The sequence below is a fragment of the Streptomyces panaciradicis genome, assembly GCF_023516615.1.
In the GTDB taxonomy this organism is placed as follows: Bacteria; Actinomycetota; Actinomycetes; order Streptomycetales; family Streptomycetaceae; genus Streptomyces; species Streptomyces panaciradicis.
The window spans coordinates 1-19,690 of the sequence record NZ_JAMGBF010000180.1; the positions used below are offsets into that span (position 1 = coordinate 1).

General features: G+C 73.3%; 18 protein-coding genes. 10 read left to right on the forward strand and 8 right to left on the reverse strand.

The features are described from left to right. On the reverse strand, nucleotides 1-623 hold a 623-nt coding region (locus M8J74_RS38730), incomplete at its 3' end, for a HAMP domain-containing protein (RefSeq protein WP_249840922.1). A 271-nt stretch (nucleotides 624-894) separates the two neighbouring features. Further along, on the reverse strand, nucleotides 895-1,218 hold the full coding sequence (locus tag M8J74_RS38735; protein WP_249840923.1) for an STAS domain-containing protein: 324 nt from the start codon (nucleotides 1,216-1,218) through the stop codon (nucleotides 895-897). Nucleotides 1,219-1,466: 248 nt separating this feature from the next. Here M8J74_RS38735 and M8J74_RS38740 point away from each other — a divergent pair, with 248 nt between their 5' ends. Next, complete coding sequence (locus M8J74_RS38740) at nucleotides 1,467-1,895, forward strand: ATP-binding protein (protein WP_249840924.1); 429 nt, start codon at nucleotides 1,467-1,469, stop codon at nucleotides 1,893-1,895. A gap of 29 nt (nucleotides 1,896-1,924) precedes the next feature. Here the strand turns inward: M8J74_RS38740 and M8J74_RS38745 are convergent, their stop codons facing one another. Next, a complete protein-coding gene (locus M8J74_RS38745) occupies nucleotides 1,925-2,452 on the reverse strand; it encodes a hypothetical protein (protein ID WP_249840925.1) in 528 nt (175 codons plus the stop codon). Nucleotides 2,453-2,565: 113 nt separating this feature from the next. Continuing rightward, nucleotides 2,566-3,282, reverse strand: coding sequence for a YqjF family protein (locus M8J74_RS38750; protein WP_249840926.1), 717 nt, complete (start codon nucleotides 3,280-3,282; stop codon nucleotides 2,566-2,568). A 295-nt stretch (nucleotides 3,283-3,577) separates the two neighbouring features. Here M8J74_RS38750 and M8J74_RS38755 point away from each other — a divergent pair, with 295 nt between their 5' ends. From M8J74_RS38755 to M8J74_RS38775, 5 genes are all read left to right on the forward strand, one after another. Beyond that, nucleotides 3,578-4,795: a hypothetical protein gene (locus M8J74_RS38755; RefSeq protein ID WP_249840938.1), complete on the forward strand. Its 1,218-nt coding sequence runs from the start codon at nucleotides 3,578-3,580 to the stop codon at nucleotides 4,793-4,795. Continuing rightward, nucleotides 4,783-6,666 (forward strand): SMI1/KNR4 family protein, encoded by a 1,884-nt coding sequence (locus tag M8J74_RS38760; protein ID WP_372500408.1) that lies wholly within the window; start codon nucleotides 4,783-4,785, stop codon nucleotides 6,664-6,666. The genes M8J74_RS38755 and M8J74_RS38760 overlap by 13 nt, the downstream gene beginning before the upstream one ends. Nucleotides 6,667-6,802: 136 nt before the next feature. Then, entirely contained in the window at nucleotides 6,803-7,333 is a 531-nt protein-coding gene (locus tag M8J74_RS38765; RefSeq protein ID WP_249840927.1) for a TerD family protein, read from the forward strand. Nucleotides 7,334-7,539: 206 nt separating this feature from the next. Continuing rightward, nucleotides 7,540-8,553, forward strand: a complete 1,014-nt coding sequence (locus M8J74_RS38770; protein WP_249840928.1) for a LacI family DNA-binding transcriptional regulator — start codon at nucleotides 7,540-7,542, stop codon at nucleotides 8,551-8,553. Between the two features lie 38 nt (nucleotides 8,554-8,591). Beyond that, entirely contained in the window at nucleotides 8,592-10,361 is a 1,770-nt protein-coding gene (locus M8J74_RS38775; protein ID WP_249840929.1) for an amylo-alpha-1,6-glucosidase, read from the forward strand. On the opposite strand, the gene M8J74_RS38780 is transcribed toward M8J74_RS38775, so the two are convergent. Next, on the reverse strand, nucleotides 10,355-11,713 hold the full coding sequence (locus M8J74_RS38780) for a phosphoinositide-specific phospholipase C-related protein (protein WP_249840930.1): 1,359 nt from the start codon (nucleotides 11,711-11,713) through the stop codon (nucleotides 10,355-10,357). The two genes, M8J74_RS38775 and M8J74_RS38780, sit on opposite strands and share 7 nt — an antisense overlap. Nucleotides 11,714-11,910: 197 nt before the next feature. Between M8J74_RS38780 and htpG the strand changes: the two genes are divergently transcribed. After that, the gene (htpG, locus tag M8J74_RS38785) at nucleotides 11,911-13,821 is read left to right on the forward strand and encodes a molecular chaperone HtpG (RefSeq protein WP_249840931.1); all 1,911 of its coding nucleotides are present in this window, start codon (nucleotides 11,911-11,913) and stop codon (nucleotides 13,819-13,821) included. Nucleotides 13,822-13,908: 87 nt separating this feature from the next. Here htpG and M8J74_RS38790 read toward each other — a convergent pair whose 3' ends face one another. Continuing rightward, nucleotides 13,909-14,931: an Acg family FMN-binding oxidoreductase gene (locus M8J74_RS38790; RefSeq protein ID WP_249840932.1), complete on the reverse strand. Its 1,023-nt coding sequence runs from the start codon at nucleotides 14,929-14,931 to the stop codon at nucleotides 13,909-13,911. Nucleotides 14,932-15,107: 176 nt separating this feature from the next. Next, on the reverse strand, nucleotides 15,108-15,305 hold the full coding sequence (locus tag M8J74_RS38795; protein WP_249840933.1) for a YHS domain-containing protein: 198 nt from the start codon (nucleotides 15,303-15,305) through the stop codon (nucleotides 15,108-15,110). Nucleotides 15,306-15,574: 269 nt separating this feature from the next. On the opposite strand from M8J74_RS38795, the gene M8J74_RS38800 reads away from it, so the two are divergent. Both M8J74_RS38800 and M8J74_RS38805 read left to right on the forward strand, forming a co-directional pair. Then, nucleotides 15,575-16,621, forward strand: coding sequence for a hypothetical protein (locus tag M8J74_RS38800; protein ID WP_249840934.1), 1,047 nt, complete (start codon nucleotides 15,575-15,577; stop codon nucleotides 16,619-16,621). A gap of 144 nt (nucleotides 16,622-16,765) precedes the next feature. Further along, entirely contained in the window at nucleotides 16,766-17,245 is a 480-nt protein-coding gene (locus M8J74_RS38805) for a nitroreductase family deazaflavin-dependent oxidoreductase (RefSeq protein ID WP_249840935.1), read from the forward strand. A gap of 30 nt (nucleotides 17,246-17,275) precedes the next feature. Here M8J74_RS38805 and M8J74_RS38810 read toward each other — a convergent pair whose 3' ends face one another. Further along, nucleotides 17,276-18,295, reverse strand: coding sequence for a GerMN domain-containing protein (locus tag M8J74_RS38810; RefSeq protein ID WP_249840936.1), 1,020 nt, complete (start codon nucleotides 18,293-18,295; stop codon nucleotides 17,276-17,278). Between the two features lie 219 nt (nucleotides 18,296-18,514). Between M8J74_RS38810 and M8J74_RS38815 the strand changes: the two genes are divergently transcribed. Then, a complete protein-coding gene (locus M8J74_RS38815) occupies nucleotides 18,515-19,345 on the forward strand; it encodes a transglutaminase domain-containing protein (RefSeq protein WP_372500409.1) in 831 nt (276 codons plus the stop codon). Nucleotides 19,346-19,690: the final 345 nt, after the last annotated feature.

Consider the following 19,690-nt stretch of genomic DNA (forward strand, 5'->3'; position numbering starts at 1 on the left):
ACCTGGGCGATGTTGCGGACCTGGGAGGTCAGGTTGCCGGCCATGAAGTTGACCGAATCGGTCAGGTCGCGCCAGACACCGCCGACACCGGGCACCTGCGCCTGACCGCCGAGGCGTCCCTCGCTGCCCACCTCGCGCGCGACGCGGGTGACCTCCGCGGCGAACGACGACAGCTGGTCGACCATCGTGTTGACGGTCTCCTTCAGCTGCAGGATCTCGCCGCGGGCCGGCACGTCGATCTTCTGGGACAGGTCGCCCTTGGCGACCGCGGTGGCCACCTGGGCGATGTCACGGACCTGCGTGGTCAGGTTGCCCGCCATGGCGTTGACCGAGTCGGTCAGGTCGGCCCAGGTGCCGGAGACTCCCGGCACCTCCGCCTGACCGCCCAGCGTGCCCTCGGTGCCCACCTCACGGGCCACCCGCGTCACCTCCGAGGTGAACACGGACAACTGGTCGACCATGCCGTTGAAAACGGTGGCGATGTCGCCGAGCAGCCCCTCCCCGTCCGACGGCAGACGGGTGCCGAAGTCGCCGTCCCGTACGGCGGTCAGCCCGGCCAGCAGCTGCCGCAGCTCCTGCTCGCCCGGCCCCTGCTTCTCGGCCTCGACCGACTTGGTGGTCATGCGCATCCTCGTTCCGCTCCCCAAGAGCCCTCACCCCGAGGACTCGGAACCGCGCCGGGGCCCCGCAGGGCCCCGCTGTGAGCGGCAATTTCCGCAGTTCACGGATATGCCTGATGAGAAATCCGTCGAAGGTTAACGCAGTTCCCGGGCGGCGGCCAAAGCCCCGCGGAGGCATCCGAGAACGGCGAAAAAAGGCATGCGGAAACCGGCATGCCTTGACAGAGGAGGGGTACTCGGACGGTTTATCCGGCGGTCGTCCACCGCCCGCCCGTCACGGCCGAACGGCGTCCTCGACGCTCGGACAGCAGACGATCACCGCGTCCTGACCCACGAGCTGCAGGGTGCGCAGCACCGCCCCGCGCACCCCGGCCAGCCGCAGCCACCCGTCCACGGGCTGCCTGGCCTGGTGGGCGCCGATGAGGGCGTTGACACCGCTGGAGTCCATGAACGAGACCCGGCTCAGGTCGAGCACGAGCCGGCGGCCCGGATCGGCGTCGGCCCGGGGCATCGCCCGGGTCAGGGCCGACGCGCTCTGGTAGTCCACTTCCCCCTCGAGCCCGAGAACGGCGACGCCGTCGACGTCGTGACGGACCACGGACAGCCCACCGTGGCCCACTGCTTCCCGGTTGTCTGACACTCGCATCCTTCCGCGGTCGATCGGCACCCCGTCACCCCTTCTGTTGCCATCGCTGCCCCGTATTCCGGGCTCGATGCACGCACGCGCCCCATTCATGTGCGCGCGGCGCAGGAGTAGGACGAGACGCACGGGGTAGTCGCGCGCTCATGAACGGGGTATTGCACATCGGCGGCAGCGAGACTGTTCCGCCCGAGGAGTGGTTTCGGATGCCGGAAGCCGCACCTGCCGAGGTAACCGTGGCCCTCGACGGAGCGCCGGGCTGCATCGCCGACGCCAGGGACCAGGTGTCGGCCTTTCTGGCGCGCGCCCAGTCCGAACACGGGCTTCCGGTCGCGGCGCGGACACTGGACCTGTCGCAACTGGTCGTCAGCGAGCTGGTCACCAACGCGCTCAAGTACGCGCCCGGGCCGGCGCTGTTGCAGCTGCGCGTCGCCGACGGCAGCATGGTGGAGATCGAGGTGTGGGACACCGATCCCACGCTTCCCTGGGCCCATGCCGCCGACGCCGGACGCGTGGGACAGCACGGCCTGGAGATCGTGATGGCGGTGGTGCAGGGCTTCGAGGCTCGCCGGGAGCCCGTCGGCAAACGCGTCACCGCCAGGCTCTCGCTCTTCGACGATCCGCTGCTGGGCTGAGCGGGACGCCGTCGGCGGCACCGGAGGCGTCAGCCGGACCGGGCCGCCGACGATCCCGACGGCTGCCGCTCCGACGCGGCGAGCAGACCCGCGGCGGCCCTGGTGTGCAGGGAGTCCAGCCTCTGCGTCTGCCGTTCCGCCCGCTGCCGCAGCTCCTCCAGCCGGTCGCGGTCGAAGCGCGGATCGTCGCCGGCCATGGTGAGCAGGGCCCGCCACAGCAGCGCCTTCCCCGCCACGCCCGACCGCAGCGCCTCCAGCTCGATCAGCAACGTGAGGCCGGAGCGGCGCAGCAGGCGGCCGTTGGGCTTGGCCCGGCCGAGCTTCTCGCCCAGCCACGCCCCGTAGACCTTGTACCGCCGCGCGGGCACGTCCAGCTCGCCCATGATCCGCAGCAGGGCCCGCCGGTCCTGCGCGATCTCGGTCGCCAGGTTCCGCAGCTCGTTCCCGTACGCCGTGTCACCGTGCTCCTGGACCATGCGGTGCCCCAGCTCGGCACCGACGGTCGCGCCGGCCAGGTGGTCGTTGAGATAGACGCCGAGCAGTCGTGGCGCAGGCATGGCACTCCTTGGGGTCGTCGAATCCGCCGTCGGCCCGCGAGTGCCCCGTCCGGGCCGGTCCACCGCCCGGCCGACCGCCTTTCGCGGGCGACCACCGCGCTCACCCGGCGGCGTCACCTCCGGCGCCGTCCCGTGCGCAGGGGCCGGGACGCGCCCAGCCGTACGTGCCGGACGCCCTGCGAGTAGTGCACGACGGGCTCCGCGGCGGGGGAGGGCAGGCCCACCGCGGCCGTCAGCGTCTCCTCCAGGACGTCGACCCTCGCCTCGGCCAGCGGCCACGGTTCGTGCTCGACCGGTGTCTCCCACAGCGTCCCGAACCGCCGCGTGTACGACCGCCAGCGGGAGGTCAGCCACACGTCGCGCTCGGTGGGCTGGGCCGGGTCCCCGGGGCGGACGGCGAGCCGGTAGGAAGGGCCTCCGCCCCACCGCACACCGGCGTACGAGACGATGTCGCCGTTCCCGCGCACGCTCAGTCCGCCCGGGTGGTACGGCGCCCCGACGGCACGCGCCGCCAGCATCAGCGGACAGGAGACCTCGATCGAGAGGAACCACAGTCCGTCCTGTCCGTCGCCCCGGCGGACGTAGGTGCGCAGGTTCGTCTCCGCGAACGTCAGCCCGGCGCCCGGCACCCCCGGCGGCCGCACTCCCGCCATCTCGAACGGGGTCAGACCCACCCAGGCGGCTCCGTCGTACCCGTCCACGACGAGACCCTCCGGCAGCAGGGCCTGCACCGTCTCCGCAGGGAACGGCCAGTGGACGAACGTCTGCCTCAGCCAGCGCGCCCGCAGTGCCGGCATCCGTACCCGCTGCTCCGCCCCATAGGCCACCACACGCTCATCCGTACCCGCTGCTCCGCCCCATAGGCCACCACACGCTCCGGGTCCCCCGGTCGGCCCGTAGGAAAACCGCAGGTCACAGCGGCGCCCACGGTCCAGCCGCGACCAAGGCACCCCGAGGAGGAACCCGCGTCGCGCCCAGTCCCTCTACTGAGGTGAGCCGGGCGGGGCCGTGTCCTCGGCCGCCCCGGTGCCGACAGAACGTGCAGCGGAAGGACGGGGTGTGCCGAACGGGCGAACGGCGGGTCCCGCGCCCGGAGGCGGGGAGCGGTTCGGCCGGACGAAGTGGCTGCCGGTCCGCCGGCACACCCTGCTGCTGGCCGTGTGGACGGCCGGCTGGTTCGTCGTCGCCGAACGCCACGAGGCCGTCTCCTGGCACTACTTGAGGACCGGCCAGCAACTGCTGTTCAACCAGATCCCCGGCGGCGGCCTCGCCCTCTATGCCAACCACCCCGAACTGCAGATCGGCCCCGTCAGCTTCCTCGTCGCCGGACTGTTCGCGCCGTTCCCGCCCGAGACGGGGGAGAAACTCGCCGACCTGTTCATGTCGGTGCTGGGCCTGTACATGCTCGTCCTGGTCGGGCGGGCGGCCGCGGACCACTACCGGGGCACCGGCGTCAACCACAGGCGCCTGCAGCAGCGGGTCCTGATCGCCGGGGCGGCCTTCATCCCCATGTGGGTGGAGGTCGCCGTACGGTTCGCGCATCTCGACGACGTGCTGGCCCTGTTCTTCACCACGCTGGCCGTGCGCGCCCTGGTCCGCGGCAGGGCCACCGCCGTCGGCGTCTGCCTGGCCCTGGCCGTCGGCTGCAAACCCTGGGCGGTCGGCTTCGTCCCGCTCTTCCTGGCCCTGCCGCGCGGCGGCCGGGCGCGCGCCGCGGCCTGGCTGTTCGCCCTGGTGGCCGCCGCCTGGCTGCCGTTCTACCTCACCCACACCGAGACCTTCGCCGCGGCCCGCTTCACCATCCCCAACCAACCGGCGTCCTCCCTGCGCTGGTTCGGCGTGCACGACCCCGTCACCCCCTGGTGGGACCGGCCCGCCCAGATGAGCCTCGGCGTCGCCCTGGGCGTCCTCGCGGTCCGCCGGCAGCGCTGGCCGGCCGTCGTCCTGCTCGCCGCCGACGCCCGCATCGCCCTGGACCCGAGCGTGTACACGTACTACAACGCCTCCGTCCTCCTCGGCACCCTGCTCTGGGACTCGATCGGCCAGCGGCGCCTGGTCCCCTGGGTCAGCTGGATCGCCCTGCTGTCCCTCTACGGCAGCGCCCTGCTGATCCCCTCCGACGGCGCCCGCGGCCTCATCCGCCTCGCCTTCGCGTTCGGTTCGGCCGCCTACGTCCTGTGGTGGCCGCAGCGCACACCACGCGGCAGACGCGGCAGCCCCCGCCCACCGGAACCCGATCCGCGCCCTGACCACCGCCCCTTGGCCGGTACGCCGGGCGAACCGCCCCGCGAACCGGGGGTGTTGTCAGTGGCGCCTGTCAGGCTTCAGGCATGGTGGGCATGAGTGAGGACTGGCGGTCCTTCTTGCAGCGGTGGAGCGAGGAGTGGGCGGACGCGCGGGAGCCGCGGGCACCGGAGGGCGAAGACGCGCACGACGAGGAACCGAGGCGCGCACGGTGGCTGGGGTTTCCGCCCGCGTCCGAGGAGCGCATCCAAGCCCTGGAGGCACGGCTCGGGCACCGGTTGCCGCCCTCCTACCGGACGTTCCTGGCGGTGAGCGACGGCTGGCGGCACGCCGGCGGCTTCGTCTGGCTGCTGGCGGGCACGGACCGGATCCGTCCGCACGAGGACGCGGCAGGGCTGTCCGAGTACTTCCCCGGCGAACCTGGCGAGCCGCTGTCGGCCGGGATGTGGCAGCGGGCGCTGCAACTCGACGTGGAGTCCGACGTCATGTACGTCCTGCTCGACCCCGGTGACGTCGACGACACGGGGGAGTGGGCCGTCTACACCTGGGCCCCGTGGCGCGCGAGTCCGCCCGAGCGGTACGCGTCGTTCCGCGCCTTCATGGAGGCCATGCACCAGGAGTTCCACCAACTGGAGGCGGATCGATCGGCGCGCGAGGGGCGGGAGTTCGCCAACGCGACCACGCGGTCCCTGGACGCCTCCGTCGAGGCCGCCCGGCTCGACGCCCTGGCCGGACGGCACGAGCGGGCCTCGGCGGCCCTGGCGGAGGCGATCGCGTACGGCAGGCCCCGCGCGACGGGGCTGCGGGACCAGATCCGACGCCTGCTCGGCGAGACGTACACGGTGTCCTTCCACGGGCTCGCGGACGACCCGCGCTACGCCCCGGAGATGCTGCCGGTGCTGGCCGACGAGCATGTGCGCAACCGCTGGGACGACGGCATGTTCCTGCGGACGGCTCCCGAGACCGTGCGTCCGGTGGCGGACGACGCCCTGCGGCAGGCGCGGGCGGGCACGTTCCGCTACACGCCCGCGGGCCCCTTCGCGGCGGCCGTGGAGGAGGCGCGGGAACAGGCCCGCTGGGGCGAGAGCGACGCGGCCTGGCACACGCTGCGCGCCGCGCTGCCCGAGTGGCGACCGCTCGGCCCGGACCACATCGCGCCCGTCGGCCTGTGCGCCGACCCGGTCCTCGGCCCTCTCCTCACCCCGGAGCGGGGCCGGGAACTGCTGGCCACACCGAGGGCCGGACAGCACGGCAACGCCCCGGCTCCGGCCCCCGACGAGGATCCGCCGGGTCTGGCCTGGCTGGTCGACACGGACCGGGGCAGCATCCTGACGTCGTACCGCTTCGTCCTGGTGGAGGGGGTGGAGCCGGCCCAACTGCCCGGCCGCATCGGCGCGGACGAAACCACGACCCTGCGGGAGCCGATGACGGTGTGGGACGCGCGCAGGAACGCGCGCGACCATTTCGGCCTGTCGACGTCCGGGGACGAGGCGGTGGCCGTCGTCGGCCGGGCCGGAGCCGGCTGGAGCTTCGCCCTGGAGGCCGGGCCGGGAGGCTTCGACGAGAGGCGGTTCGTCTCCCCGGGCGACGCCGCCTCCCTGGGCACTCGCGCGGTCACGGTGTGGAGCGAGCCCTCCGACGGAGCCCCCTTCGGGCACTTCCTGCTGTCGGTCGCGGAGAACGGCGAGGAGATCTGCGGATTCACCGTGCGGCCGGGCACGATCGGCAGACGAGGACCCTTGCCCGCCGCACTCGACCCGGACCGGCTCTTCCCGCCCGGCGAGCATCTGGCGGAGCGGCTGGGCGAGCGGCGCGTCCTGGAGGCTCTCGCATCCGAGTTCGGTGTCCGCCTGCCGAGACTCGCCCTCACCCGGGGACGCCTGCACAGCTTCCGCACCCGGCCCTGGAACCGTCCCCCGGCCCCGGGCGAGACCGGGGCGACCCTGCGATTCGTGCGGCATCGGCCGTGAGCCCCGGCCGCCGGCGCTGTCCGGCGGGCGTCCGGTGACCTGTCCGGCTCCGTCAGGAAGGCATCAACCGGCTGGTCACGGCACATACTTGAGGGTGCGGGGAGAGCCCGCGCCGGACGACGGGGGAGTGGCGGACATGAGCGGTGTCGGCGAGGGCCTGCGCAAGGTCGAGGTCAGAATCAAGTGGGACCCGAGTCCCTTCGGCGAGCCGGCCCGCCACCTCGACATCATCGGCGCGACCTACCCGGCGGACGATCCCCATGGACGGCCCGTCTACGTCGTGCACTACGAGAGCCGCTCGCCCGACGGCACCATCAACATGACCCGGCACAGCGAGACCGGCATGGGATTCGGGTATGTCGAGGTCATGGTGCTGGAGTTCGACCGGCTCGCGCCCGTCTACGGTCGGGTCGTGGTCGGCGTGGCCATCCACCAGGACGGCGGCCCCCGCACGTTCGGCGACCTCACCAACGCCGGTGTGCTGGTGGTCGAGGGCTACCGGAAGCTCCTCGTGGACGACTTCACCCAGGTCGCCGACGCCACCGCCGCGACCATCGCGGAGTTCACCCGCGACGCCTCGGGCCGGTGGGAGATGCACGAGATGGTCAGAGGGTTCGACAGCGACCCCGTGCTGTTCACGGCGGAGATGGGCGGCGTCCGGCCCTGACCCCGCCCCGACCGCCTCGACCCGATCCCACCCGACCGCCCGGCCGCGCTCTTCCGCCTCGCGCCGCCGTCGAACCGGTTCGAGCACCTTACGGAACGCGGCGCCGCGGGTGTTGACAGCCGTGCGGGCAGTTCCTACGTTCACTGCACGCGAACCGGTTCGACGAAGGGCGGCTCGCGGTGACCGGTTCGAGCAAGGAGCCTCTCGTGAACATCGGTGAGATCGCCCGGCGGGCCGGTGTCTCGCGGAGCACCGTGTCCTACGCGCTGAGCGGCAAGCGCCCGGTCTCGGACGCCACCCGCCGGAAGATCCAGCAGGTCATCGACGAACTCGGCTACCGCCCGAACGCCAGCGCCCGCGCCCTGGCCAACGGCCGCACCAGCACGATCGGCCTGGTCTTCCCGCCGGCCGGCCCCCACTACACCGGTATGCAACTGGACTTCATCGGGAGCGTCGTCGAGGCGGCCGCGGCCCACGACTACGACGTCCTGCTCTCCCCCAGCGGCGTCGACAGCGACCGCTCCTTCCAACGGCTGCTCGGGGAGCGGCGCGTCGACGGCGCGATCCTGATGGAGATCAGGCTCCAGGACGACCGCGTCGATCACCTGGCCGCCCTCGACTTCCCCTTCGTCGCCATCGGCCGCACCGCCCGACCCGAGGGCGGCTGGTGGGTGGGCCTGGACCACACCTCGCTGGCCGCGGCGTGCGTCCACCACCTGGCGGACCTCGGCCACCGCCGGGTCGCCTTCGTCAACCGGCCCGAGCAACTGCTGCGGTGCGGATACGAGTCCGCGCGGCGCGGCCTCGACGGCTTCACCAAGGCCGCCGCCGAGCGCGGGCTGACGGTACGCACGTACTGCTGCGGCGACGACGCCGCGTCCGGCCAGGCCTGCGTGGAACAGATCCTGCACGACGACCCGGCCACCACGGCCCTGGTCACCCTGAACGAGGCCGCTCTCGGCGGCCTGTACCGGGGGCTCGCCCAGGCCGGCCGCCATGTGCCGCGCGACTTCTCCGTCACGGGGGTCGTCGCCGGCCGCTGGGCGGAGACGGTGACCCCGCGGCTCACCGCGGCCGACGTACCGGCGGAGGAGATGGGCCGGCGCGCCGTCGACCTGCTGGTGGAACGGCTGGATCACCCCGAGGCGCCACCCCGCCACCACCTGCTGACCCCGCCGATCTCCCTGCGGGCCAGCACCGGTCCCGGCCCGAGGAACTGACCAGCGGCCGCCCCCTGCTCCAGAAAGAGTCCCGCCACATGACCGCCGTCCCGCCCGGCCCGGCCTTCTCCCTCCGCGACATCCCGTTCTCCACCCACGGCTCCTGGTTCGACGTCTCGCCCGTCGTCGCGGAGAAGACGTACGCCGAGGACCTCCACCTCGTCTCGCACCAGAACGGCATGCACGCCGTACTGCGCCTGGTCCCCCTCGACCCCGGTGGCGGCGACCGCGTCGACACCCGCGTCGAGGCCACCCCGGCCCTGCTCCGCTGGATCGGGCCGCGCGGCCGCATCGACCTCGCCTACGAGTCGCCGGACACCGTACGTCTGCGCGGCAGCGGACTCGGCGTCGGCGTCCTCGCCGCGGCCCCCACCCTCACCCCGTTCAGCGGCACGTACTTCTTCCACGACCCCGTGGCGGACGCGCACGTGTTCACGTCGTACGAGACGGGACGCCGCTACCGCGTCACCGTGCTGCGCGGCACCACCGCCCGGACGTCCGGAGACCAGGCCCTGGGCGGTGCGGAGCGCGGTCTTGCCGTGACCGGGGAGGCGGACGGCACCTGGGAGGTCGCGATCGAGGAGTACGAGACCGCGCGCCCTCCCTACGGGCCCGCGCCGGCCTTCGACGAGGTCGTGGACCGCGCGCTGAGGGCGTTCACCGGCTTCGTCGACGCGGTCGCGCCCTGGCGCTCGTCCGCCACCCCGGCGGCCGAACTCGCCGCCTACGTCCTGTGGTCGGCCACGGTCCGGCCCGCCGGCCTGGTCACCCGGCCCGCCGTGCTGATGTCGAAGCACTGGATGGACAAGGTCTGGAGCTGGGACCACTGCTTCAACGCCCTGGCCCTGGCCCGCGGTTGCCCCGAGCTGGCACTGGACCAGTACCACCTCCCCTTCGACCACCAGGACGCCGGCGGCGCCCTGCCGGACTCCGTCACCCACTCCGAGGTCCTGTACAACTTCGTCAAGCCGCCCATCCACGGCTGGGCCTACGGCCAGCTGCGCCGCCGCCTGCCGACACCGCCCGGCCGGGCCGAACTCGCCGGGGCGTACGACCGGTTGGCGCGCTGGACGGACTTCTGGCTCACCGCACGACGGGCGCCCGCGTCCCGACTGGCCCACTACGAGCACGGCAACGACAGCGGCTGGGACAACGCCACCACCTTCGACCCCGAACGGACGGTGGCCACCGCCGACCTGGCCGCCTTCCTCATCCTGCAGATGCACGAACTCGCTTCCTTGGCGGACGAGTTGGGTCGAGCGGAGCAGGCGGCCCGGTGGGCAGCCGCCGCCGCGGAGATGCAGACGGAACTCCTCGACCGGCTGTGGACCGGCGACAGGTTCCTCGCCCGTGGCGCCGCCACCGGCACCACCTGGAGCAGCGCCAGCCTCCTCGACCTGATGCCCGTCGTGCTCGGCGAACACCTGCCCGCCGAGGTCGCCGGCGCCCTGGCCGACCGCGTCAAGGGCCACCTCACCCCGTACGGCCTGGCCACCGAACGGACCACGTCACCGCACTACCGCGCCGACGGCTACTGGCGCGGCCCCATCTGGGCGCCCGCCACCGTCCTCGTCGAGGACGGCCTGCGCCGCGCCGGACACCACCGGCTCGCCGACGACATCAGCGCCCGCTTCCGCGCCCTGTGCGAGACCCACGGCTTCGCCGAGAACTTCGACGCCCTCACCGGAACGGGCCTGCGCGACCGCGCCTACACCTGGACCGCCGGCAGCTACCTCCTGCTCGCCGAAGCACACGCCCACCCACCGGAGGCCGGGCCGCCGAGGACCCGCACCGTCCTAGGTCACTGACCCGGCGCGAGGATGTAGCCGTTCAGCGTGGCCACGGTGGACAGCGGGCTGGGGGAGCCGAGGTCGTAGCGGTCCACGGCGACGTAGTTGGGCTTCTTGCGGGCGGCCGGTGTGCAGAAGTTCTGCGCACGGTTGAGGATCTTGCCGTTGTCGGTCGAGGCGGTGCCGGCGATGGGGTAGTCACGGAAGTGGTTCATCACGAACAGCGGGTGGAACGCGGCGGAGTCGGCGGTCAGCGGTCTGGTGTCCCAGCGGCTGTAGCAGGACCAGTCCGAGGTGCCGAGGCCGCCGCCCATGGACCAGTAGTTCTCCACGGTCCACTCGCGCTGGTACATCACCCCGAAGGTGTCCCGGGTGCTCCAGCCGTTGGCGGTGTCGCTCTCGCGGGTGCGGTCGCTGAAGATCAGCAGCTGCTTTCCGCGGGCGGCGAGGTCGGCCATCATGGGCCAGCCCTTGGTGGCCGCGCCTTCCTGGTCGGGCCGGTAGAGCACGTCGGAGAGGCCGTTGACGCCCGCGAGGGAGGACTTCAGCACGTCGGAGGAGGCGTAGTCCTCCAGGAAGACGGTGGCGAACTGGCCGGGGCGCGCTTTGAGGAAGTCGACGATGCGCTGCAGGTCGGTGGCGAGCGGCACGGGGTCGGCGACGCCGTCGCAGCTGTTGTGGCACAGCACGGCCCGCCCCGAGACGGCGTAGTCGTCGAGCATGAACCCCCGCACTCCGTCCGCGAGTTGACGGTCGATGCCGTAGGTCTGGTTGGGGAACCAGCTGACCGGCCAGGAGGCGAAGTCGCCGTCGGCGCCGTTGGCGAAGGCGTTGTGCGCGGTCAGGAAGGTGACCTGGTCCAGGGTGCGGGTGTCGGCGGAGGGCATCGCCGTGGTGGCGTAGGCGACGGGGGTCAGGTACCAGCGGGCCAGGTCGCCCGCGGAGCCGAGCTGTACGGCGCCCGCGTCGGAGGAGGAACCGGTGAGGTACTGCGAGGTGCCGGGGGCGGAGACGGTCCAGGTGCCGTCGGCGCCGGCGGTGAGCGTCCACGTCGTGCCGTCCGCGCCGCAGGCCGCGGTGACGGCGGCGGTGCCGCCGCGGCCGAGGCAGGTGCCGGACTCGTCGGCGTTGCGCAGCTGGTAGCCGCCGTCGAGCGCGACCGGTGTCCACTGCTGGTGGTCCTCGTTGCCCTTGGGGTGGTGCGCGGCCACGGTGCCGCCGCTGTCGGCCGCGTTGCGGCCGGTGACGTAGTTCTGCAGATAGACCGAGGAGGCCGGGACCGCCGCCGAGGCCGTGCCCGGGAGCACGGCCGGCAGGGACAGGGCGAGGGCGGCGGAGCAGCACAGGAGGCGCAAGGGGCGCAGGCGCACGGGGTCTTCCCTTCACTCCGGCACGAGAATGCCGATGCTGTCGGAGACATGACATACCGGAGGAGGGGCGGGGCGCGCCAGGTGCCGGGGGTGAATTCCCGCGACCGTACCGGGTTCGGCCGGCCGCACCGGCCCGGTGTCCTACAGTGGACACCACCTGACCTGGCAACTTCGGGACCTGCGAGGACATGCGAACCATGCCGACCGAAACGTTTGAGTTCCAAGTGGAGGCCCGTCAGCTGCTCCAGCTGATGATCCACTCCGTCTACTCGAACAAGGACGTCTTCCTGCGGGAGCTCGTCTCCAACGCCTCCGACGCGCTGGACAAGCTGCGCCTGGCCGCCCTGCGGCAGGACGGCCTCGACGCGGACACCTCCGACCTGCACATCGAGATCGAAGCCGACCCGGACGCCCGTACGCTCACCGTCCGGGACAACGGCATCGGGATGTCGTACGACGAGGTCGGCAAGCTCATCGGGACCATCGCCAACTCCGGCACCGCCGAGTTCCTGAAGGAGCTCGAGGAGGCCAAGGACGCGGCGGGCGCCGAGGGGCTCATCGGCCAGTTCGGCGTCGGGTTCTACTCCGGCTTCATGGTCGCCGACGAGATGACCCTGGTGACCCGTCGCGCCGGCGAGAGCAAGGGCACCCGCTGGTCGTCGCGCGGCGAGGGCACGTACACCCTGGAGTCCGTCGAGGACGCGCCGCAGGGCACCGCCGTCACGCTCCACCTCAAGCCGGCCGACCCCGAGAACCAGCTGCACGACTACACGTCCACCTGGACGATCAAGGAGATCGTCAAGCGGTACTCCGACTTCATCACCTGGCCGATCCGGCTCGTGCCCGGCACGAAGGGCGAGGGCGAGGGCGAGGAGACGCCCGGGCCCGAGACGCTCAACTCGATGAAGGCGCTGTGGGCGCGCTCGCGCGACGAGGTCTCCGACGACGAGTACCACGAGCTGTACAAGCACGTCAGCCACGACTGGCGCGACCCCCTGGAGACCATCCGGCTCCAGGCCGAGGGCACCTTCGAGTACCAGGCCCTGCTGTTCCTGCCGGAGCACGCCCCGCACGACCTGTTCACCCGCGACTTCCGGCGCGGCCTCCAGCTGTACGTCAAGCGCGTGCTGATCATGGACGACTGCGAGGCGCTGCTGCCGCCGTACCTCCGCTTCGTCAAGGGGGTCGTCGACGCGCAGGACCTCTCGCTCAACGTCTCCCGCGAGATCCTCCAGCAGGACCGGCACATCCGGATGATCCAGCGCCGGCTGACCAAGAAGGTGCTGGCGTCGGTCAAGGAGATGAAGACGGCCGACTCCGCCAAGTACGCCACCTTCTGGCGGGAGTTCGGGGCCGTCGTCAAGGAGGGCCTGCTCGGCGACGCCGACAACCGCGACGCCATCCTCGCCGTCGCGTCGTTCGCGAGCACGCACTCCGCGGACGAGCCGACCACGCTCCAGCAGTACGTGGAGCGGATGAAGGACGGCCAGGACGACATCTACTACATGACCGGCGAGTCCCGGCAGGCCATCGAGAACTCCCCGCACATGGAGGCGTTCCGGGCCCGGGGCGTCGAGGTCCTGCTGCTCACCGATCCCGTCGACGAGGTGTGGGTCGACGCGGTCGGCGAGTTCGACGGCAAGCGGCTGCGGTCCGTCGCCAAGGGCGAGATCGATCTGGACGTCCAGGGCGGCGAACAGGCCGAGGGCGAGCGGGAGAAGCAGGCCGAGGAGTACGCGGGCCTGCTCGGTTGGATGAAGGAGCAGCTCGGCGAGGACGTGAAGGACGTCCGCCTGTCGACCCGGCTCACCGTCTCCCCGGCCTGCGTCGTCTCCGACGCCCACGACCTGACGCCGGCGCTGGAGAACATGTACCGCGCCATGGGCCAGGAGGTCCCGCCCACCAAGCGGATCCTCGAACTCAACCCCGCGCACGCGCTCGTGCGCAGCCTGAACGAGGCCTACCAGGAGCGCGAGGACCGCACCGAACTCGTCGAGACGGCCGAGCTGTTGCACGGCCTGGCCGTCCTCGCGGAAGGCGGCCAGCCGAAGGAGCCCGCGCGCTTCGTGAAGCTGGTCGCGGAACGACTGGAGCACGGCCTGCGCTAACGGTCGCCCCGACGGCCCCGACGGCCCCGACGGCCCCGACGGCCCCGACGGCCCCGACGGTCACCGGCACCCGGGTCACGGCAGGCGTCAGCCGGTCGTGTCACCGGTGCCGGGTGGCGTCGTACGACCCGCGACCTGCTGCCCGGGTGCCCGGGGGGTGCTGTGGCCGTCCGGGCCGTAGCCGAGTCGCAGCACCAGGTGCGGGTGGCAGCGCTTGTGGCCGGCAAGGGCCGTCGCCGCCCGCAGGTCCGGCCATTCCATGGCCTGGTGGAGGAGGGAGGTGCGCAGCCCGCGGGCGGTCGCCGTGAGCAGGACGTACTGCAGGGCCTGCCCCGCGCGCAGCCAGTCCTCGCGCCGGTCGTTGCCCGTCCACAACAGCGCCAGCTGCACATGCCGTTCGAACCACAGGGCGGGCCGCCGCAGGCCCGGCAGCTCGCCGGTGAAGTCCCGCATCGGCATCCGCCCGGCCGCGTCGGGCGGGCCGAGGGCGGTGACGGGGATGCCGTAAGGGGTCTTCGCCTCCGGTGCGTTGAGCCAGGCACGGGTCTCCGCGGCACGGTCCGGCCGGGCCTGGTTGCGGGCCTCCGCCAGGGCGGTCAGGCGCAGGAGACGGCGGGTCCCGGCGATGTCCGGTACGTGCAGCCGCGCCCCGGCGGCCTGTGCCGCGGTCACCAGCTCCGCCAGGACGGGATCGGGCACCGGCCGGCCGGTGAACGGCAGCCGGCTGGTGTGACGGCGCGCGATGGCGTCGTGCAGGCCCGGGTCGGCGCGGCGCTCGTCGGCGGTGAGCGAACCGGTCAGCCGGACGGTGGCCAGCAGCCCCGGCCGGCCCCGGTCCGGCAGCAGCCGCACCTCCGGCCGCCACCCCGAGCGAACCGCGGCGAGACGGAGGTTGAAGAGCGCGGCGCCCACCGACAGGTACTGGGCTCGATGCACCGGATCGGCCAGCGGAAGGGTACGGCCGGGCACCGCGTGCACCTCCACCCGTCTGCCGTCGGGGTCGGTGCGGAAGCGCCACGGCTGGGTGTTGTGGATCGACGGGGCCGCCACGGCGGCCGTCAGGAGCGAGTCCATGGTGGCGGTGTCGAGCGGGGCCTGTACGGCCTGCATCAGATGCCTCCCCTGCTTGTCGTGACAGTGGTCGGATGGTGGGGCGGGCAGGGCCGGGCCGAGCACGACCCCTGCGACGGCCGCCGGGCGAGCCGGGACCGGCGGGGCCGCGACGGCACACCACACGGCTCGGGCGGCCGGCGGTGCGGTCGGTGCGGGTCCGGCCGACGGCGCCGCTACCCGTGGGCGTGCAGGTAGCGGGCGGGGTCGCCGTCGAAGGCGGACGCGCAGCGGGCGGAGCAGAAGTGGAAGAGGGCGCCCGCCGTCTCTCTGCGCGGGGTGGCGCCGTACTTGCTGATCTGCATGCCGCACACCGGGTCCGTGACCGTCTCCGCGGGCTGGTGCCGGTGGTGGTTGTGACGCCGGATGCTCATGTCGCCTCTTCGCAGTCGGAGCGCCGCCGGGTCGCCGGTCGGCGGTCGTGCCTCCACGATCACCGTGCCCGCCCCTGCCCGGGGAGGGGACCACGGTCCCCCGACCCGGACCGAAAGACCCCTGGGGCGGGTGCCGGGGCGGCGGGACCCCGGCACGACGATGGGCGTACGCGCGGGTGGGTCCATCGGTCCCGGGGTGAGGCCCGTCGGCCACCGCCGCGGACGGCCCGCGCGGGCATCCTGAGAGGTGTAAGGACAGGGGGCTGTCCATGTCCGGTATTCCTCCCGATCCCGCTCTGCACGCCCGCCTCACCGACTGGGTGGCGGCGGGGCTGCTCGACGGCAGCCAGGCCGAGCGGATCGAGGCCGTCGAACGGACGCGAGCGGCGTACGGCACGGTTCGCGCCCCGCGTTCCGGCGCGCCCGAGGCGGCGGACCGCGGCCGGCGTGTGTCGCTGGTCGTCGAGGCGCTGGGCTATCTGGGCGCGGTCATGGCGGCGATCGCCGGATTCCTGGCCGTGGACATGCTGTGGCCCGGCATCCCGGCCGGGGCCCAGGCCGCCTTCGCCGGGGCGGCGGCCCTCGCTCTGGGCGCCGCCGCGATCCCGCTGCGCGGCTCGGCCGAACCCGCCCTGGTTCGGCTGCGCAGTGTGCTGTGGCTGGCGTCCACCGTCTCTCTGGCCGCGTGCGCGGGCGTCCTCGCGGGCCGGGTCGGCGGCTTCTCGCCCCAGGTAACGGTGCTCGCCGCCGCTGGCACGGCGACTGTCTACGCCGTGCCGCTGTGGCTGCGCGCGCCGCTTCCGCCGCAGCACCTGGCCATGTTCGCGGGCGCGGCGATGACGCTGGGCTCCGCCGTCGCCTGCCTCGGCGAGGACGTGCCGCTGTGGGCGCCGGGGATCGCGGTCTGGCTGCTGTCCGCCGCATGGGGAGTCCTGGCGCACCGCGACCGGCTGCCGCCCCGTGGAACGGGCTATCTCGCCGCCGCCATCGGTCTGTTGAGCGGCGCGCAACTGACGCTCGCCGTGCCCCTCGGACACCTCCTGGCGCTGGCCACCGCGGGCGGCCTGGTGGCCGCCGGAGTCGGTCTGCGCCGCGTGTGGCTGCTGGCGCTGGGCGCCTACGGGACCCTGCAGACGGTGCCGCAGACCGCCGAGCGGTATCTGCCGGGTTCGCTCGCCGCGCCCCTGTCCGTGCTCACCGTGGGAGTGATCCTGCTCGTGGTGGCACTGCTCCTCGCGAAGTGGACGAAGTGGACGAGGTGGGCGGAGCGGCCGGGGGGCCCGCGGTCCGGCGGAACCGCGCGGCCGGCGGGCTGACGCATGCGCCGAGGGACCTTCAGCCCCTGGCCCGTGACGGGCGACAGGGGTTGGCTCGTGCACAGGGCAGGTTTCAGGCAGGCGGCTCCACGCAGACCTGATGTGCCGGTCGCGTCGGAGTCGGAGTCGGACGGAGGTGGCGTGATGGCCACGGCGGGAGGACTGCACCGGCTGGACCGGTGGCTGTACCGGGGCGGGCGCCCCCACCGTACGGCCCGGGTGCTCAACCGCCTCGGGGCCCTGCAGTACGCGGCCGGCCTCGGCCCCCGCAACTGGGTGGCCCTGGAGGTCCGCGGGCGGCGCACCGGACGGCTCATCAGGTTCCCGGTCGTCGTCGCGGAGCACGACGGGGAGCGCTATCTGGTGTCGATGCTCGGCCGGCGCGCGAACTGGGTGCGCAACGTCCGCGCCGCCGACGGGCGGGCGGTGCTGCGGCACGGGCACCGCGAGGAGGTCCGGCTGGAGGAGGTGGACCCGGGCGACCGGGCGCCCGTCCTGCGGACGTATCTGCAGCGGGCGCCCGGCGCCAGGGCGCACGTCCCGGTCGACCGGCACGCTCCGCTGGAGGACTTCGCGCGGATCGCGGACCGGTACCCGGTCTTCCGTATCACCACCCTCGGGTAGGTGTTCTCCGAGCCCGGACGGGGTCCTCGCTCAGCGGTTGACGGTCAGCGGGACCGTGTCGACGGTGACGGGCCTGCCGTCCTTCGCGGACAGGTAGTAGGCGGTGAGCAGCCCGGGGCCGGTGCGGGCGGCCTTGTAGGGGAAGGTGACGTCGAAGGTGCCCCGGGTGCCGGTGCCCGAGGTCGCCTGGACGCGTACGTCGGCGCAGGTGCGCCCGGTGATGTCGGTGACCTTCAAGCGGAACACGGCCTCGAAGGTGTTGGCGCTGCCCCAGACCCGCAGGGGCGTGTGCACGCTGTTGCCGATCACCGGGGACTCCATCAGGACGGCCGGGGTCACGTCCTCGAAGTCGGCCCGTCCGACGGGCCTGTTGAGCACGATGCCCTCGCCGCCGAAGTACTTCACCGGCTTGCCGTCGAGTGCGAAGCGAACGGAGTGGATGGAGGAGAAGCGGGTCGCGGTGAACACGACCTGGGCGAGGCGGGCCCGCATGGACAGGCTGCCGCCGCCGTCGTCGTACCGCCCGGAGAGGTCCACGGTCGCCACATGGTTGCGAACCACGATCGAGCGCAGCCTGGTGCCGGACGGGATGGCCGTCGTACGGCCGTGGGACCTCTCGTAGCCGCTGGGGCCGGCCAGCAGGGCGCGGACGGCGCCGGTGGCGGTGGCCGGGGCGGTCACGGTGCGCGGGGCGGGCGAGACGTGCTCGCCGTGCAGGAAGTAGACCGACGTACGGATCTGCTTCACGGCCGTGCCGGTCGCCGTGCCTGTCCCGGTCACCGTGCCCGTGCCGCCGCTCGTCGAGGGCGCCCGGGCCGTCGTGCCCGGCGCGGTCGACGCCGACGGCGTGGAGGGCGCGGACGTGCCGGAGGTGCCGCCCGAGGTGGCCGCGCCGGTCGTGGGGCGCGTGGTCTGGTCGACCACGCTCGGGGCGCCCGAGCCGTTGGTCGTGCCGCACGCGGTGACAGTGAGCAGAGGGAGCGTCAACACCGCGGTGACCGCTGCGCGGTGGCGTCGACAGGTGTGGGCGCTCGGGGCCTGAGTGTTCATGGCAGCCTCCTGAGACACTTCCATCCAACGCGTCGGCCGATCCGCGGACCAGGGCTGACCGGCACTGTCACGAGGCCCAATGGGGTGCAACCGCGGGCCGACAGACCTTTCGGCGGCGGCATGGTTCCGCGTACGGCCGAGAAGGTTGAACATGTTCAAATCTTCCGCCATGATGCCGTCGGCGGACCTGTGGGGGGCCGCATCGAGAGGACGGCGGCCTTGACGAGTTCACTTCTCATGCCCCGACGGCGTGCCCGGCTCCGCACGAGCGGCGCGGAGGCGGCGGTCTTCGGGAGTACGGCCCCGACGCCGATCCTCGACTGGCGGCAGCCCCGCGTCGCCGCGCTGCTCCGCCGGATCGAGGAGACGGCCGGCGTGGGGGAGGACGCGGAACCTGACGATCGGTCGGCGTTCCTGCGCCGGGCCCACCGGCACATCGCCCAGACGGTGCGGCCCGTGTACTCGGTGCGGGACGACCTGCCCGTGTCCGGGGTGCTGCGCCGCGGCCGGGGCTCCTGCAGCCAGCGGCTGGCCGTGCTGGAGGCCGTGGCGCGGGCGTCCGGGGTGCCCACGCGGGTGCGCGGCCTGCTGGTGGACGGCAGGTTCTGGTACCCGCGCTTTCCGCGCCTGCACCGCGTCGTCCCCGACCAGGTCGTGCTGGCCTGGCCCGAGTTCCGGGTCGAGGGCCCGGCGCCGGCCGCGGGGGTCGCCGCCGGGCCCGCCACGGCCTGGCTGTCGGCCTCCGAACTCTTCGGCAGCCTGGACGAGTTGAGCGTCCGGCGCGCCGACGGCTTCAGCAACGCGGGCGCGGAGACGCTCTTCGACGCCCTGTCCAGGACGGCGATCGACTGGGACGGCGCGACGCTCTGCCCGGCCTCCGGCGCGGGCTGCGACCTGTCGGGCCACGTCCTGGCCGACCTGGGCCGCTTCGACTCCCGCGACGAGCTCTTCGCCCGCCACGGGCAGACCCTCTGCGCCACGGCGAGACTGCTGGCCGAGCCGGTCCTGGGGCGCCGGGGAGCCGGGGCGGCGGCCGAACCGGCCGCGTGACGCTCACCGAGCCCCGAGCGATCTACCGTGCCCCGAGCGACCGGCCCCTCACCGACCTCAGAGGGACCGGCCCCTCACCGAGCCCCGAGCGGCCGGGCCCTCGCCGGGTCCTGCGCCACCGGGAATCAGCCGCGCCCGAGCGACCGGCCCCTCACCGAGCTCAGAGGGACCGGCCCCTCACCGAGCCCCGAGCGGCCGGGCCCTCACCGGGCCCTGCGCCACCGGGCACTAGCCGCGCCCGAGCGACCGGCCCCTCACCGAGCCCCGAGCGGCCGGCCCCTCACCCAGCCCCGGGCGGCCGGGCCCTCACCGGGTCCTGCGCCACTGGGAACTCCCCGCGCCCCG

Bases quoted from the DNA above. Each gene is read 5' to 3' on its own strand.
- M8J74_RS38740 (WP_249840924.1), top strand. From the start codon at position 1,467: ATGCCGGAAGCCGCACCTGCCGAGGTAACCGTGGCCCTCGACGGAGCG.
- M8J74_RS38745 (WP_249840925.1), bottom strand. From the start codon at position 2,452: ATGCCTGCGCCACGACTGCTCGGCGTCTATCTCAACGACCACCTGGCC.
- M8J74_RS38760 (WP_372500408.1), top strand. From the start codon at position 4,783: ATGGTGGGCATGAGTGAGGACTGGCGGTCCTTCTTGCAGCGGTGGAGC.
- M8J74_RS38765 (WP_249840927.1), top strand. From the start codon at position 6,803: ATGAGCGGTGTCGGCGAGGGCCTGCGCAAGGTCGAGGTCAGAATCAAG.
- M8J74_RS38775 (WP_249840929.1), top strand. From the start codon at position 8,592: ATGACCGCCGTCCCGCCCGGCCCGGCCTTCTCCCTCCGCGACATCCCG.
- htpG (WP_249840931.1), top strand. From the start codon at position 11,911: ATGCCGACCGAAACGTTTGAGTTCCAAGTGGAGGCCCGTCAGCTGCTC.
- M8J74_RS38790 (WP_249840932.1), bottom strand. From the start codon at position 14,931: ATGCAGGCCGTACAGGCCCCGCTCGACACCGCCACCATGGACTCGCTC.
- M8J74_RS38795 (WP_249840933.1), bottom strand. From the start codon at position 15,305: ATGAGCATCCGGCGTCACAACCACCACCGGCACCAGCCCGCGGAGACG.
- M8J74_RS38800 (WP_249840934.1), top strand. From the start codon at position 15,575: ATGTCCGGTATTCCTCCCGATCCCGCTCTGCACGCCCGCCTCACCGAC.
- M8J74_RS38805 (WP_249840935.1), top strand. From the start codon at position 16,766: ATGGCCACGGCGGGAGGACTGCACCGGCTGGACCGGTGGCTGTACCGG.
- M8J74_RS38810 (WP_249840936.1), bottom strand. From the start codon at position 18,295: ATGAACACTCAGGCCCCGAGCGCCCACACCTGTCGACGCCACCGCGCA.